Origin of the sequence: Streptomyces zhihengii (assembly GCF_016919245.1) — a bacterium.
Lineage (GTDB): Bacteria > Actinomycetota > Actinomycetes > Streptomycetales > Streptomycetaceae > Streptomyces > Streptomyces zhihengii.
In genome coordinates, this window is record NZ_JAFEJA010000001.1 from 712,270 (window position 1) to 727,168 (window position 14,899).

17 protein-coding genes are annotated in these 14,899 nt (G+C 74.9%); 2 read left to right on the forward strand and 15 right to left on the reverse strand.

What is annotated here, in order from left to right:
• Window positions 1-106 precede the first annotated feature (106 nt).
• Both JE024_RS03040 and JE024_RS03045 read right to left on the reverse strand, forming a co-directional pair.
• Entirely contained in the window at window positions 107-1,090 is a 984-nt protein-coding gene (locus JE024_RS03040) for an aldo/keto reductase (RefSeq protein ID WP_205372073.1), read from the reverse strand.
• Window positions 1,091-1,196: 106 nt separating this feature from the next.
• Window positions 1,197-2,198, reverse strand: a complete 1,002-nt coding sequence (locus JE024_RS03045) for a hypothetical protein (RefSeq protein ID WP_205372074.1) — start codon at window positions 2,196-2,198, stop codon at window positions 1,197-1,199.
• Window positions 2,199-2,351: 153 nt separating this feature from the next.
• Between JE024_RS03045 and JE024_RS03050 the strand changes: the two genes are divergently transcribed.
• Window positions 2,352-2,603 (forward strand): DUF6400 family protein, encoded by a 252-nt coding sequence (locus JE024_RS03050; RefSeq protein ID WP_205372075.1) that lies wholly within the window; start codon window positions 2,352-2,354, stop codon window positions 2,601-2,603.
• Window positions 2,587-2,808, forward strand: coding sequence for a hypothetical protein (locus tag JE024_RS03055; protein ID WP_205372076.1), 222 nt, complete (start codon window positions 2,587-2,589; stop codon window positions 2,806-2,808). The genes JE024_RS03050 and JE024_RS03055 overlap by 17 nt, the downstream gene beginning before the upstream one ends.
• Window positions 2,809-2,811: 3 nt before the next feature.
• On the opposite strand, the gene hypE is transcribed toward JE024_RS03055, so the two are convergent.
• The 13 genes from hypE to JE024_RS03115 form a co-directional block, all read right to left on the reverse strand.
• Window positions 2,812-3,897, reverse strand: coding sequence for a hydrogenase expression/formation protein HypE (hypE, locus tag JE024_RS03060; protein ID WP_372449760.1), 1,086 nt, complete (start codon window positions 3,895-3,897; stop codon window positions 2,812-2,814).
• Window positions 3,890-5,134, reverse strand: coding sequence for a hydrogenase formation protein HypD (gene hypD, locus JE024_RS03065; protein ID WP_244882564.1), 1,245 nt, complete (start codon window positions 5,132-5,134; stop codon window positions 3,890-3,892). Before hypD ends, hypE begins: the two co-directional genes overlap by 8 nt.
• Window positions 5,131-5,451, reverse strand: a complete 321-nt coding sequence (locus JE024_RS03070) for a HypC/HybG/HupF family hydrogenase formation chaperone (RefSeq protein WP_205372077.1) — start codon at window positions 5,449-5,451, stop codon at window positions 5,131-5,133. Before JE024_RS03070 ends, hypD begins: the two co-directional genes overlap by 4 nt.
• A 10-nt stretch (window positions 5,452-5,461) precedes the next feature.
• Window positions 5,462-7,867: a carbamoyltransferase HypF gene (gene hypF / locus JE024_RS03075; RefSeq protein WP_244882565.1), complete on the reverse strand. Its 2,406-nt coding sequence runs from the start codon at window positions 7,865-7,867 to the stop codon at window positions 5,462-5,464.
• Complete coding sequence (gene hypB, locus JE024_RS03080) at window positions 7,864-8,556, reverse strand: hydrogenase nickel incorporation protein HypB (RefSeq protein WP_205372078.1); 693 nt, start codon at window positions 8,554-8,556, stop codon at window positions 7,864-7,866. The genes hypF and hypB overlap by 4 nt, the downstream gene beginning before the upstream one ends.
• A 2-nt stretch (window positions 8,557-8,558) precedes the next feature.
• Window positions 8,559-8,957: a hydrogenase maturation nickel metallochaperone HypA/HybF gene (locus tag JE024_RS03085; RefSeq protein ID WP_205372079.1), complete on the reverse strand. Its 399-nt coding sequence runs from the start codon at window positions 8,955-8,957 to the stop codon at window positions 8,559-8,561.
• A gap of 201 nt (window positions 8,958-9,158) precedes the next feature.
• The gene (locus JE024_RS42245; protein ID WP_372449761.1) at window positions 9,159-9,278 is read right to left on the reverse strand and encodes a DUF6893 family small protein; all 120 of its coding nucleotides are present in this window, start codon (window positions 9,276-9,278) and stop codon (window positions 9,159-9,161) included.
• A complete protein-coding gene (locus JE024_RS03090; RefSeq protein WP_205372080.1) occupies window positions 9,275-9,811 on the reverse strand; it encodes a hydrogenase maturation protease in 537 nt (178 codons plus the stop codon). Before JE024_RS03090 ends, JE024_RS42245 begins: the two co-directional genes overlap by 4 nt.
• Complete coding sequence (locus tag JE024_RS03095; RefSeq protein ID WP_205372081.1) at window positions 9,808-11,241, reverse strand: hypothetical protein; 1,434 nt, start codon at window positions 11,239-11,241, stop codon at window positions 9,808-9,810. Before JE024_RS03095 ends, JE024_RS03090 begins: the two co-directional genes overlap by 4 nt.
• The gene (locus tag JE024_RS03100; RefSeq protein ID WP_205372082.1) at window positions 11,238-11,876 is read right to left on the reverse strand and encodes a DUF6084 family protein; all 639 of its coding nucleotides are present in this window, start codon (window positions 11,874-11,876) and stop codon (window positions 11,238-11,240) included. Before JE024_RS03100 ends, JE024_RS03095 begins: the two co-directional genes overlap by 4 nt.
• Entirely contained in the window at window positions 11,873-12,556 is a 684-nt protein-coding gene (locus JE024_RS03105) for a DUF5947 family protein (RefSeq protein ID WP_205372083.1), read from the reverse strand. The genes JE024_RS03100 and JE024_RS03105 overlap by 4 nt, the downstream gene beginning before the upstream one ends.
• On the reverse strand, window positions 12,553-13,110 hold the full coding sequence (locus JE024_RS03110) for a NifU-related iron-sulfur-binding protein (RefSeq protein ID WP_205372084.1): 558 nt from the start codon (window positions 13,108-13,110) through the stop codon (window positions 12,553-12,555). The genes JE024_RS03105 and JE024_RS03110 overlap by 4 nt, the downstream gene beginning before the upstream one ends.
• Window positions 13,107-14,891: a nickel-dependent hydrogenase large subunit gene (locus JE024_RS03115; protein WP_205372085.1), complete on the reverse strand. Its 1,785-nt coding sequence runs from the start codon at window positions 14,889-14,891 to the stop codon at window positions 13,107-13,109. The genes JE024_RS03110 and JE024_RS03115 overlap by 4 nt, the downstream gene beginning before the upstream one ends.
• Window positions 14,892-14,899: the final 8 nt, after the last annotated feature.

Genomic DNA, 14,899 nt, shown 5'->3' on the forward strand with positions numbered 1-14,899 from the left:
AGCGGTGGTGCACCCCGGCGCGGATGCGGCGGTCGTACAGGTCCCGCACGGCGTCCAGCGTCTCCCCGGGCAGCGGCGGCGCCGCGGCGGCGGCCGCGTTGGCGGGCTACCAGCGGTGGTGCACCCCGGCGCGGATGCGGCGGTCGTACAGGTCCCGCACGGCGTCCAGCGTCTCCCCGGGCAGCGGCGGCGCCGCGGCGGCGGCCGCGTTGGCGCGGGCCTGGTCGGCGGACCGGGCGCCGGGGATCACGCTGGTCACGCCCGGCTGCTGGACGATCCAGCGCAGCGCGGCGGCCGCCGGCGCCCGCTCGGGGCCGGTGATCTCCGCGAACTCGGCCGCCGCAGCGACACCGGTGGCGAAGTCCACGCCGGAGAACGTCTCCCCCTGGTCGAACGCCTCGCCGTGGCGGTTGTACGTCCGGTGGTCGTCGGCCGCGAAGACGGTGTCCACGGTGTACCTGCCCGACAGCAGACCGGAGGCGAGCGGCACCCGCGCGATGATGCCGACACCGGCGTCGGCGGCCGCCGGCAGCACCTCGTCGAGCGGCTTCAGCCGGAACGGGTTGAGGATGATCTGCACGGAGGCGGTACCCGGCCTGGCGATCGCGGCGAGCGCCTCCGCGCAGGTCTCCACACTGACGCCGTACGCCGCGATCCGGTCCTCCGCGACCAGCGTGTCCAGCGCGTCGAAGACCTCGTCCGACGAGTACACGGCGGTCGGCGGGCAGTGGAGCTGCACCAGGTCGAGCCGGTCCACACCGAGGTTCGCGCGCGAACGGTCGTTCCAGGCGCGGAAGTTGTCCAGGACGTAGTTCTCCGGGACCTGGTCGGCGCGCCGGCCCATCTTGGTGGCGACGAACACCCCCGCGTCGGGGCGCTCGCGGAGATAGCGGCCGATGAACTGCTCGCTGCGTCCGTCGCCGTAGACGTCGGCGGTGTCGAAGAAGGTGACACCCGCCTCGACCGCCGCGTCGAGGACGCCGAGCGCGTCGCCCTCGGCGACGTCACCCCAGTCGGCGCCCAACTGCCATGTGCCGAGCCCGACGACGGAGACGTCGCGGCCGGTCCTGCCGAGTACCCGCTGTTCCATGCGCGCATCCTATGCGGCCCGCCGCCGCCCGACCGGGCCCGGGTCGCGCGCGTCGCCGCACGTCACACGGGGTCGACGCCGCTCCGCGGACGGCCCCGCGCACGGCTCAGCGGCGCATCGGCAGCTCCGTCAGTCCGGCGAGTTCGGCGTCGGTCGCCGGGCGCAGCAGCGACAGGATGCGGCGGGCGGCGGCGAGGTCCGCCCCGGGGCCGTCGAGCGTCACCGTGTGGACCAGACCGCCCGCGTCCAGGCGCAGTTCGCGGTACGGCCGGTCGCCTCCCCAGGCCACCAGCAGGCGTCCTCCGCCGTCGTCGGTGCAGACGACCGGGTCGCCGAGGGGGACGGGGCAGCCCGCCGCGTCGGCGCGGCGGTGGTCCTGCCCCGCGCGGGCCACACCGAGGTGGAGCCGTGGCGAGCCGGCCCGCTCGTAGTCGGCGCCGAAGCCGTCCTCGCTCGCGCCCAGCACCTGCACGGTCCAGCCCGGCGGCGGGTCCCCGAGCCGCAGCATCGCCCGGTCCACGCCGTTGGCGGCGATCCACTCGTCGAGGGTGGGCGGCCGGGTGGCGTCCAGGGCCGCCCAGCCGCCGCCCGCGGCGAGCGCGGCGGCCGTCCCGAGGGCGCCCAGCCGGACGCGCGCCCCGGGGACGAAGAGCGCGGCGGCCACCGCGTAGCAGGCGCCGCCGGCCAGGTGGACGGGCAGTGCGGTCTCCAGGTGGTCGACGCGGTACCCGACCACCACCGCGGCCGCGCCGAGGGTGCCCAGCGCCCAGACGCCCGCCGCCCAGGCCCAGAGCCCGGCCCGGCCCGCCGTGAGCGGCACCCCCGCGCGGACACGGGCGCCTGGGGCGTCTTGCGCAAGTCCCTCCCGGCCCGCCGCAGGCCCAGCCCTTCGGGCGGACGGAGCTACGTTCGCCACACGCCCCAGCAGTGCCAGCAGGGCCACCGCCAGGGCGGCGACCACCGCGAGGAGACCGGCGGCCCACGGCAGGCTCCCGGCGAACAGGCCGACGAGCACGGCCTGCGACTGGACGGCGCTCAGGGCGCAGCCGGCCAGCCAGACGGCGACGAGATGGACGGCGACGGGCACGGTGTCGTTCCTGCGGGTCACGGAAACGATCACGCCGCCCCGGCCGTCCCGGTTCCGGCGGGGGCGCCGGCGCCCGCATGAGGTGTGCCACAACCGCGGGCCGCGCCTGTCGTGCGCGCCGCCCGCTCTGGTACATCTGGCAGAACCCGTTCGATTTCACCCGGAAGCACCGCCATGAACCAGCGCCCCGACCCCGACCACCTGACCTTCACCGTCGACCTCACCGTGGAGGAGGCCCGCAGGCGGGCCGAGGTGGTCGCGGCGCTCGGACCCGACTGGGACCCGGTGGCCGTGCTCCGCGCGGAGCAGGAGGCGCACGCCCTGCTCTACTCGGGGCTCGACGCGGAGCAGCGGCGGATCCACTCGATGCTGGTGGCGGCGGGTGTGCTGCCCGGACAGGAGCCCGGCCGTGCGGCTTCCCATTGATCCGCACGCCGACCGGGCCCGCCGCGCCTGGGTGGCGTGTCCCGGGTGCGACGACACCCGTGGCTGCGAGCCGTGCGAGCAGCGGCGCAACTGCCCGGAGCACTGGCGCTACCTGATCTCCAACCAGGGGCCGAGGGTCCATCTGCAGTGCCCGAACTGCACCCACACCTGGACCCTCGACACCGGCCGCGGCGCCTGGGGCTGACGCTCAGCAGATCCGCGGGAGCTGCTCGCCGAGCGGCATGTCCACCACCCGGGTGCCGCCGAGCGCGGTCCGCGCGACGACCATCCCCGGGTGGGCCTCGACCGCCTCCCCGATCACCGCGGCACCCGCGCCCAGCGGGTGGGCCCGCATGGCCGCCAGGACGGCGTCGGCGTGCTCGCGCGGGACGAAGGCGACGAGCTTGCCCTCGTTGGCCACGTACATCGGGTCGAGGCCGAGGACCGCGCACGCCCCGGCCACGGGTGCGGGGACGGGCACGGCGCGCTCCTGGACGACGACTCCGGTGCCCGAGGCGGCGGCGATCTCGTTGAGCGCGGCGGCCAGCCCGCCGCGGGTGGGGTCGCGCAGCACATGGAGGTCCGGCGTCACCGCGAGCATCGCCCCGACCAGGTCGCCGAGCGCCGCGCAGTCGCTCTCGACGGCGGTCCCGAACTCCAGGCCCTCGCGCACGCTCATGATCGCGACGCCGTGCACGCCGATGTCGCCGCTGACGATCACCACGTCACCGGGGACGACGCGCTCGGGGCGCAGGTCGACGCCGTCGGGGATCAGCCCGATCCCGGAGGTGTTGATGTAGACGCCGTCCCCGTGCCCGGCCTCGACGACCTTGGTGTCGCCGGTGACGACCCGGACCCCGGCGGTGCGGGCCGCCGCGCCGAGGGCGTCGGCCACCCGGGCGACCGTCTCGATGCCGACGCCCTCCTCCAGGATGAAGCCGCAGGAGAGGTAGGCGGCGCGGGCCCCGCTCATGGCGAGGTCGTTGACGGTGCCGTTGACGGCGAGGTCGCCGATGCTGCCGCCGGGGAAGAACAGCGGGCGCACCACGAAGGAGTCGGTGGAGAACGCCAGCCGGGCGCCGCCGAGTTCGAGGGCGGCCGCGTCGGTGGTGGCGCTCAGCCCGGGCCCGCCGTAGGCGGGCGCGAAGACCTGCTCGATCAGTTCGGCGGACAGGGCCCCGCCGCCGCCGTGGCCCATGACCACCCGCTGCTGGTCCCTCAGGGGCGCCGGGCAGGTCCAGGAGAGCATGTCGGGCGCCTGGGGGCGCACGGCGGCTCCGGTGGTGTCAGACAACGGAACTGCCCTCCAGGGACGCGGTCTTCTGCGGATCGGCCGTCTGCGGCCGTGTGCTCCGAGGCTCGGTGCCGCGCGGCGCGGTGTCGTACGACTCGGTGTTCTGTGCCCCGGTCCTCTGCGCCCGGGCTCCCGGCTTCGTCGCGGGAAGGTCGAGCCGCCGGTAGAGGTAGTAGGCGGCGCAGGCGCCCTCGCTGGAGACCATGGTGGCGCCCAGCGGGGAGCGGGGGGTGCAGGTGGTGCCGAACGCCTCGCACTCGTGGGGCTTGAGCAGGCCCTGGAGGACCTCGCCGCTGCGGCACTCGGCCGGCTCGCGGGTGTCGATCCCCTCGACGGAGAAGCGGTGTTCGGCGTCGTACTCCCGGTAGCGTCCGCTCAGCCGCCAGCCGCTGTCCGGGATCGTGCCGATGCCCCGCCAGGCCCGGTCGGTGACCTCGAAGACGTCGTCCAGCATGGCGCGGGCCGCCGGGTTGCCCTCGGCGGGGACGGCGCGGGGGTAGGCGTTCTCGACGCGGTGCTCCCCCCGTTCGAGCTGGAGCACGGTCCGGCGCACCCCTTCGAGGATGTCCAGCGGCTCGAAGCCGGTGACGACGATGGGCACCCGGTGGCGGGCGGCGAGTCCGGGGTACTCCTCGGTGCCCATGACGCTGCACACGTGCCCGGCGGCGAGGAAGCCCTGGACCCGGCAGTCCGGCGACCCCATGATCGCCTCGATCGCCGGGGGGACCCGGACGTGGGAGACGAGCAGGCTGAAGTTGCGGATGCCGAGCCGGCGGGCCTGATGGACCGTCATGGCGTTGGGCGGGGCCGTGGTCTCGAAGCCGATGCCGAAGAAGACCACCTGGCGGTCCGGGTTCTGCTCGGCGATCCGCAGCGCGTCGAGCGGCGAGTAGACCACCCGGACGTCGCCGCCCTGCCCGCGCACCTGGAAGAGGTCGCGGCCGGTGCCGGGCACGCGCAGCATGTCGCCGAAGGAGCAGAAGATCACCCCGGGCCTGGAGGCGATCTCCAGGGCCTTGTCGATGACCTCCAGCGGAGTGACGCACACCGGGCAGCCCGGTCCGTGGATCAGCTCGATCTCCGGCGGGAGGAGCTGGTCGATGCCGTGCCGGATGATCGAGTGGGTCTGGCCGCCGCACACCTCCATCAGCGCCCAGGGCCGGGTCACCGCCGCCCGGATCTCCTCGATCAGCCGCCCGGCCAGCGCGGGGTCCTGGAACTCGTCGATGTACTTCACCGCTGCACCTCTCCGGCGGTGCCGTCGGGCACCTGCCGCTCGAACCCGTCCTCCCCGGCGGCCGCCTCCCACGGGTCGCCGAACTCCTCCTGGAGCATGCCGAGGGTCTCGAACAGCTCCAGCGTCCTGCGGGCCGACTCCTCGTCCAGGCGCTGGAGCGCGAACCCGACGTGGACGACGGCGTACTCACCGGGCTTCAGGTCCGGCAGGTACTCCAGGCAGACCTCCTTGACCACTCCGCCGAAGTCGACGGTGGCCATCCGGGTGCCGTCCCGGTCCTCCACCTCCAGGACCCTTCCGGGTACCGCAAGGCACATGCGTCTCTCCTCACTGTCGCTCCGCGGCTCCCGGGGCGGGGGCCGTCCGGGCCGTGGTGCGGGCGGCGACGACGAGCTGCCCGAGTGCGAGTCCCCCGTCGCCCGGCGGCACCAGGCGGTGGCGCAGCACACGGAAGCCGTCCTGCCGCAGACCGCGGGCGCAGGCCGAGGAGAGCACGGTGTTGGCGAACACGCCCCCGGTCAGCGCCACGGTCCCGGCACCGGTGGCCTCGCGGGCGGCGGCGCACACGGTCCGCACCAGCCGGGCGAGGGCGTGGTGGAAGCGGGCCGCGACCACGGCCGCCGGGGTGCCGCCGAGCACGTCGTCGAGGACGGCGGCGAGCAGCGGGGCCGGGTCCGCGGTGTACGGGCCGCCGTTATCGGGCCGGTCCAGGCGGAAGGTGTAGCGGCCGTCCTCGCCCGCGTCCGGCGCACGCAGGGCCGCGGCCTCCAGTTCGATCGCGGCCTGTGCCTCGTAGCCGGCGTGGTGGCAGATCCCGGCGAGCGAGGAGACGGCGTCGAAGAGGCGTCCCGCGCTGGAGGTGGGCGCGCAGTTCAGGCCCCGGTCCATCTGCCGCCCGATCAGGCGCAGTTCGCCGGGCGGACAGGCCCGGACGCAGCTCAGCCGGGGGTCGGCGGGCAGGCCGGCGGCGCGCAGATGGGCGAGGGCCATCCGGTAGGGCCGCCGTACGGCCGCGTCGCCGCCGGGCAGGGGCACGTAGGCGAGGTGGGCGAAGCGCGCGAAGCCGGTGTAGTCGGCGAGCAGGAACTCGCCGCCCCACACGGCGCCGTCGGTGCCGTGGCCGGTGCCGTCGAAGGCGACGCCGAGCACGGGGGTGCTGCCGTCGAGGCCGTGTTCGGCCATGGCGGAGGCGATGTGCGCGTGGTGGTGCTGGACGGGGACGACCGGCCGGCCGGCCGCGTGGCGGCGGGCCCAGTGCGCGGAGCGGTAGCCGGGGTGGCCGTCGGCGGCGAGCAGCGCGGGCCGTACGCCGGTGATCGATTCGAGCTGCCGCTCGGCGGAGGCGAAGGCCTGCTGGGTGGCGAGGTCGTCCATGTCGCCGATGTGGGCGGAAAGCCAGGCGGTGCGTCCCTCGCCGAGGCAGAAGGCGTTCTTCAGGTCGCCGCCGACGGCGAGCGCCGGGCCGACGTCGAAGGGGAGCCTCACGGGCAGCGGGGCGTACCCGCGCGAGCGGCGCAGCACGAGCGGCTCGCCGTCGCAGACGCGGACGACGGAGTCGTCGCAGGGCACATGGATGGGTCGGTCGTGCAGCAGCCAGGCGTCGGCGAGGCCGGCGAGCCGGGTGAGCGCCTCGGCGTCGTCGGTGACGATCGGTTCGCCGGAGAGGTTGCCGCTGGTCATGACCAGCAGCCGGGGGCCGCGTCCGGCCGGTGCGCCCAGGCCGAGGAGCAGATGGTGGACGGGCGTGTAGGGCAGCATCACGCCGAGGTCGGGGCTGCCGGGGGCGACGGCCGGGGCGGGCACGGGGCCGGAATGCGGCCCGGGGTCGTCGCGGCGGCGCAGCAGGACGACGGGCCGGACGGTGCCGGTGAGCAGCTCGCGCTCCTCGGGGCCGAGGTGCACCAGGGGTTCGACGTCGGCGGGGGCGGCCGCCATGACCGCGAACGGCTTGTCGCCGCGGGCCTTGCGGCGGCGCAGTCCGGCGACGGCCCGGGCGTCGGTCGCGTCGCAGGCGAGGTGGTAGCCGCCGAGGCCCTTGACGGCGACGACCGCCCCGGCGGCGAGCATCCGGCGCGCGGCGGCCACCGGATCCTCGCCGGGCCCGGGGGGCGGGCAGGGCCCGCCCGGCGCGGTGACCAGGCGCAGCCGGGGGCCGCAGCGCGGGCAGGCGACGGGCTGCGCGTGGAAGCGCCGGTCCGCCGGGTCCTCGTACTCCCGCGCGCAGTCGGGGCACAGCGGGAAGCCGGCCATCGTCGTGTGGGCCCGGTCGTACGGGAGCGAGGTGACGATGGTGAACCGGGGGCCGCAGTGGGTGCAGGTGACGAAGGGGTGGAGATGGCGGCGGTCGGCGGGGTCCGCGAGCTCGGCGAGACAGGCCGCGCAGGTGGCGGTGTCGGGCGGGACGAGGGTGCGGCCGGAGCCGCCCTCCCGGGAGGGCACGATGGTGAAGCCGCTGCCGCCGGTGACGGCCAGATCGGCCGCCTCGACGGAGTCCACCCGGGCCAGCGGCGGCGCGCCGGGGGCGAGGCCGGCGCAGAAGGCGGCCACGTCCGCCGGGTCGCCCTCGACCTCGGCGACGACGCCGTCGGCGGTGTTGGTGACATGGCCGGACAGGCGCAGCCCGGTGGCGAGGGCGTAGACGTGGGGCCGGAACCCGACGCCCTGGACGACGCCCCGGACGACCACCCGGCTGCGCCGGACGGCCGTCCCGGCGGCGGGCCGCGCTGCGCTCACGCGCCGGCCCGGGCCATCACCGGGGCGTGGGCCGAGCCGCCGGCCGCGGCCAGGGCGCGGTCCAGCAGGACGCCGGCGCCGGTGCCGTCGCGCACCGAGCTGAGGACGACCTCGACGCCGGGGTTGACCTGTTGGACGTTGGCCCGGAAGGCGGCCTCGTCGAACTCGGCGGCCCGGGCGAGGTCGGTCTTGGTGACGACGACGAGCTGGGCGAGCCCGAAGGCGGTGGGGTACTTCAGCGGCTTGTCCTCGCCCTCGGTGACGGAGGCGAGGACGACGCGCAGCGTTTCGCCGAGGTCGTAGCCGGCGGGGCAGACGAGGTTGCCGACGTTCTCGACGAAGAGCAGCCGGGTGGCGTCGGGCAGCCAGTCGTGGAGGTGCCGGGCCACCATGTCGGCCTCCAGGTGGCACAGTCCGTCGGTGTGGACCTGCTTGACGGGGAGGCCGGAGCGGGCGAGGCGCCGGGCGTCGTTCTCGGTGGCCAGGTCGGCGGTGAGCGCGGCGGCGGTGACGTCCCGTTCGGCGGCCAGCCGCAGTTCGCGCTCCAGCAGGGCGGTCTTGCCGCTGCCGGGGCTGGAGAGCAGATTGACCACGGTGGTGCCGCGGGCGGTGAGTTCGGTGCGCAGGATGTCCGCCGCGGCCTCGTTCTTGGCGAGGACGGCACGCTGGAGATCGACGGCTCGGCACATGCTCAGTTCTCCTCGGTGATCGGTTGGGGCCGGCGTGGTCCGCCGGCCGCGGCGGGGCCGGCCCAGCGGACCTCGCGGATCAGCAGTTCGCGGCCGGAGACGAGCTCGACGGCGGCGGCTCCGCAGCGGGGGCAGAGCAGTTGGGGCGGCATGCCGACGTCCCAGTCCCCGGCGCACGGTTCGCAGCGCGCGGTGCCGGGGACGGTGCGGGTGATCAGTTCGGCGCCCTCGACGACGGTGCCGGCGCAGGCGAGTTCGAAGCAGAAGGCGAGCGATTCGGCGACGACGCCCGCCAGTTCGCCGACGTCGAGGCGGACGCTGAGCACGCCCGGGGCCCGTCGGCCGCGCGCGGCCGTCTCGACCTGGTCCACGACGGCCAGCGCGAGGGACATCTCGTGCATCGGTCTCCGTCCGTGCGCGGGGGGTGGTCATCGCCCCGGGCGCGTGTTCCGCCGCCGTCGCCCCGATGGCCCGGGGCGGCTTTCCGGCCGCCATTGAAGGACGGGCGCGGGGCGGGGGGCGGCCCGGCACGCCGGGGGGCCGGACGGAGTCGTCCGTTCGGTGCAGCCGCGCCCACCGGGGGCCGGTGGGCGCGGGCGGGGTCACATCCTGCTGATGCGCAGATAGCGCCGCACGTCGGGGAGGACGGCCACGACGACGGCGACGGCGGCGACCGCGGTGAGGGCGGCGCAAGCGGTGGCGAGGGTGCTCTTGTTCTTCACGGTGTTCTCCGTATCGGGCTTGGGAGGGCGGATTCCCGGTCGACCAGTTCGGTCACCATGCGGACCGCGCCGGGCACCGCGGCGGCGACCTGCGGGCTGAGGCCGATGCCCTCGTCGAGACAGGCCGGTTCGCAGCCGACGAGGGCGATCCGCCGCGGCGGCGTGGCGCCCGTCCCGGCGCACAGGGTGTCCAGCAGGGCGAGGACGGCGTCGGGGGTCATCCGGTGGCCGTCGAGCGGTACGCCCGCCCCGCCGGGCAGCGCGCGGTCGGCGGTGGCGTCGATCAGATGGAGCGTCCCGGGCGCGGCACCCCGGCCGACGGCGTCGACGAGGACGAGAACGTCCCAGCCGTCGAGGACCTGGTAGGCGAGGTGGACGCCGCGGACGCCGATGTCGGCCACCTCGACGTGCGGCGGCAGGTCCTCGCCGGCGAGGCGCCGCACGGTCTCGACGCCGAAGCCGTCGTCGCCGAGGAAGATGTTGCCGATGCCGGCCACCAGGATGCGGGCGGCTCCGTCGCCGTTCCCGCTCACGCGTCCTCCGTCACGCCGGCCGCGCCGGCCCGGTCGGGCCCCGCGTCGACCTCGTCGGGCTGGAAGTAGAGGAACCTGCCCTGCTCCCGGCGGATGTCGGCGCCGGGGTCGTCGTCGACGGTGACGGCGATGTGCACACCGCCGTCGACGTCGTGCAGCACGGCCTCGACGAGGGCGCTGCGCCCGTCGAGGAACAGGTCCTGTGCGTCGGTGCGGCGCAGCCGGGGCCGCAGTACGACGCGGCTTCCGGCGCGCACCGGGTGCCCGCCGACCAGGACGTGGTCCGTCGCCGGGTCCACGCCGGTGTCGCCGCCCGGGTCCCACCAGGGGGTGTCCGGCAGGGGGCAGGGGCCGGGCCCGGCCGGCTCCTCGGGGCCGGTGACCTCCCGCAGGCCGCGCACCGCGCCGTGCAGCCGCTCCAGGACCTCGGGCGGCATGGTGTCGGCCAGTTCGATGACGGCGGCGGCGCGGGCGTCGGTGCCCCGGGCCTCGCGCTTCTCCTCGTCGGTGAGGGCCGCGGTGCGCAGGGCGAGGATCTCGTCGATCTCGGTGGCGTCGTAGAGGGCGCCGGGGCTCTCCGGTGCGATGGCCGGGTGGTCCTCCAGGATGATCGGCGAGGACAGCACCAGGTCGCCGCGTCCCGCCTCGCCGGCGAGGACGGGCCAGGTGTGGAGGTTGCGGCAGTCCGCGACGGCGCCCCGGGCCCACTCGGGCGGGTCGGTCATCGACAGGAACGCACCGGCGTCCAGGCGCAGCAGGGTGTGGGTGGCGACCAGCGAGTACGGCAGCGCCGCGTGCCGGTCCGCGCCGGGCGGCGGCGTCCAGGCGCTGGTGTTCTCCACGGTGACGGTCAGCCGGCGCACCCGGTACGGGCCGTCGAGCTCGGCGGCCGAGATCCGCAGCACCCCGCTGATCTCCTCGCGGCGGCGCAGCAGCCGCCCGACGACGGCGCCGTCGGCTCCGGTGACCTGCTCGGTCTCCTCGGCCGCCGGGCGGGTGAAGGGGAACTCCACGCCGTCGCCGTCGAGTCCGGCGACCGGGACGGCCAGGGTGACGGTCTCCTCGACGCCCTCGTCCCAGGCGACCAGCACCCGGTCGGGCAGGCGCAGTTCGGCGGCGGGCGTGAACGCGCCGTCCTCGCCGCGCCGTTCGACGGTGCGCCGCCGGGCGCGCAGGAAGCGCACCTCGACGGCGAGTTCGGCGCCGGCCCGCGGTTCCATCAGGCATTCGGTGTGCTGGAAGTCGTGCTCCTCGGCGGCGGCGCTCCACGAGGGGGGCACCAGGACGCCGAACTGCCAGCGGAGCCGGTTCTTGGCGGCCGACGCCCGGTACGGGTAGAGGACGTAGCCCTCGAAGAGGACGGCGTCGGCGACCTGCCGGGCGACGGCGAGGCGCTCCTCGGTCCCGGGGCCGAAGGCGGCGGCGGTCACCGGGCCCCCTCCCCCGCCTCGTCGAGCAGCCGCTCGACGGTTGCCTGCCAGGACGGGAGGGCGTGGCGGGACCGGTAGGCGAGCAGGGCGTCCATGGCGTCGCCGGGGAGCCTGATCCACCCGCAGCCGGGGAAGTGCTGGTCGATCATCTCCCGCCAGGTCTTCACGGGCATCCGGTGGGAGATCTCCTTGTCCCAGGGCACCGGTTCGACGTGGAAGCCGGCGGCGCCGGTGAACGCGGTCCCCGAGAACAGCAGCAGCAGGGGGACGTCGCCGCCGGTGAGGGCGCGGAAGTAGCGGGAGGCGGCGATGTCGGTGTCGTAGGTGCAGGGCACGGCGAGGTCGGTCTCGATCTCGCCGGTGAAACCGGGGACCATCACGGACACCTGGGCGAACTGCACGGGGTTGAGGCTGCTGCCCCAGCGGGAGCGTTCGCCGAACAGGTCGCCGAGGGCGGCGGCCTCCTCGTCGTCGTATCCGCGCCGGGCCGGTTCGATCCGGATCTGGCAGCGCAGGGCGAGGGCGTGCACCCGGGTGCCGGGGGAGGCGGTGATCCGCAGCCGGAACACCAGGGTCGGTCCCGCCGCGTAGGCGTCGGCACGGACGCCCAGGCAGCTGAAGGAGAATTCGGTCACGGCAGGCTCCCCTCGGGTTCGCGTGCCCGGTCGCGCACCCGGGCGAAGAAGTCGTCGAGGCCGGCGCGGGCCTCCGCCCCGCCGTCGAAGCCCTGCCAGCGCAGCCGCATCCGGCCGACCAGTTCGTAGCAGAGGTCGACGGGCACCAGGAAGCACTCGCTGCGGCCGTCGTGGCGGCGCATCAGCAGCGCTTCGGTGTCGGGTTCGAGGAGGCCGGCGAGACGGGTCGCGTCGGTCACGGTGTGCCAGGCCGGCTCGTCGAGTTCGCTCTCGGTCGCCCCGGCGGGGCTCGGGTAGAGGGCGACGGGGCGGCCGAGGGCGGAGTTGCGGAAGAAGAACGCGACGGAGACGGGGACCCGCAGCGCCTCCCACACCCGGTCGTCGACCCGGTGGCGGGTGTCGGTGAGGACGCGTCCGGGGACGGTGCGGAAACGGCCCCGCGGTCCCGGGTCGCGGTCCATGACCGGGTCGCGGTCCATGAGCTGCGCGCAGGGGCCGCAGGCGCAGACCAGGGCCCGCTGCTCGGTGTCGACCAGGTGGCGGTGGTCCTCGCCGGCGAGCCGCGCCCCGCACAGTTCGCAGCGCTCCTCGCGCGGCGGGCGCGGTGCGGTGAAGCGGCGCAGGCCGGTGAGGGCCCCAGCGCCCGGCGGGCGGCCCGCGGCGGGCGGCCGCGCGCTCACGGGGCGGTGGCCGGCGAGCGGCCGCCGGAGCCGGCGAGCGGCGGGCGGGTGCCGATCTGGAGCAGCGCGGGCTCGCGGGGGCCGGGCGGCTCCACCTCGACGCCCGTCACCTCGGGCGCGAAGCACGCGAGCGCGTCGGCCGCCGCCCGCCGGACGGACTCCGGGTCGCCGGAGCAGCCGCAGCCGGACCCGGCGGACTGACGCAGCGTCAGCACGCCGCCGGCCGGGTCGAAACCGGCGTTCTCCACGGGCTGCGGCAGAGTGGCCAGGGCGCGTGCGATGCGGGTGGGCGCGTCCTCGGGGTGGAGCCCGTGCAGGGTCAGCAGGCTCGCGACGAGTTCGTCCCCGAGGAGCGGCTCCAGCGGGTCGGCGGGCGGCCGGGCGCCGGGGCGGCCGAGGAGTTCGACGACGCGGGCCAGCCCGCCGCCGTAGAACTCCATCAGGGCGCGCACGATCTCCTCGGCAGCGGCGCGGGCTTCGGCGTCCGCGGGGCCGTCCAGCCGGGCGAGGACCTCCTCGACCCGCCGGCCGGCCTGTTCGGCGGCGGCGCTCATCCGCCCAGTCCGCTCAGGCCGGTGGGCACGTGCATCGACTTCACGGTCCGGCCGTTGCCGGTGTACATGTGGACGCCGCACGGCAGGCAGGGGTCGAAGCTGCGCACGGCGCGCATGATGTCGATGCCCTTGAAGTTCTCCGGGGTGTTCTCCTCGAAGATCGGGGTGTTCTGCACCGCGTCCTCGTAGGGGCCCGGGGTGCCGAAGGTGTCGCGGGTGGAGGCGTTCCACGGGGTGGGCGGGTACGGGTGGTAGTTGGCGATCTTGCCGTCCCGGATGACCATGTGGTGGGAGAGGACGCCGCGGACGGCCTCGGTGAAGCCGACGCCGATGGACTCCTCGGGCACCTCGAACTTCTCCCAGGTCTGGGTGCGTCCGGCACGGACCTCCTCCAGGCCCTTCTCGGCGCAGTGCAGGGCGACGGCCGCCGCGTACGCCTGGAAGTAGGTGCGGGCGCGGTTGCGCTCCAGGGCGTTGCTCCACTGCGGGATCTTCCACTCGAAGGTGGTCTCCGGCTTGGTCATCGTGCGGGGCAGGTTGATGACCACGCTGTGGCCGGTGGCCTTGACGTAGCCGATGTCGACGAGGCCGGACAGGGCGGTGGACCACAGGCGGGCGATGGGGCCGCCGCCGGTGTCCAGCGCCAGGTGGTCCTTGCCGTCGAACCAGCGCGGGGACATGACCCAGCTGTACTTGTCGTCGAAGTTCCGCTTCTGCGGGGCCGGGATGGTGTGCTGGTTCCACGGGTGGCGCGGGTCGACCGGGTTGCCCAGCGGGTCGTGGGTGACGAACTGCTCCTGGCCCTGCCAGTCCTCGTAGTAGGAGCTGCCGAGCAGGATGCGGATGCCGAGGTTGATCTCGGTCAGGTCGTTGGTGACGAGCTTGCCGTCGACGACGACGCCGGGGGTGACGAACATCCGCCGGCCCCAGTCGGTCATGTTGGCGTAGGTGAAGTCGCAGTACTCGGGGTCGTTGAGGGCTCCCCAGCAGCCGAGCAGCACCCGGCGGCGGCCGACCTCCTCGTAGCCCGGGAGGGCCTCGTAGAAGAAGTCGAAGAGGTCGTCGTGGAGCGGGACGACCCGCTTCATGAACTCGACGTAGCGCATCAGGCGGCTGAGGTAGTCGGTGAAGAGCTGCACCGAGGCTACGGTGCCGACGCCGCCGGGGTAGAGGGTGGAGGGGTGCACGTGGCGGCCCTCCATCAGGCAGAACATCTCCCGGGTGTAGCGGCTGACCTGGAGCGCCTCGCGGTAGAACTCGCCCTCCAGCGGGTTCAGCGAGCGCATGATGTCGGCGATGGTGCGGTAGCCGTGCTCCCCGGCGTGCGGGGCCTCGGTGCGCTCGGCGAGCTCCAGGACCCCGGGGTTGGTCTCGCGGACCATCTTCTCGCAGTAGTCGACCCCGACCAGGTTCTCCTGGAAGATGTTGTGGTCGAACATGTACTCGGCGGACTCGCCGAGGTTGATGACCCACTCGCCGAGGTGCGGCGGCTTCACGCCGTACGCCATGTTCTGCGCGTACACCGAACACGTGGCGTGGTTGTCGCCGCAGATGCCGCAGATGCGGCTGGTGATGAAGTGCGCGTCGCGGGGGTCCTTGCCCCGCATGAAGACGCTGTAGCCGCGGAAGACGGAGGACGTGCTGTAGCACTCCGCGACGCGCTTCTGCTTGAAATCGATCTTGGTGTGGATGCCGAGACTGCCCACGATCCGGGTGATGGGGTCCCACGCCATCTCCACCAGACCAGTGCCGTCACCTGTCGTCTTCGCCGGAGATGCCATGGTGTGTT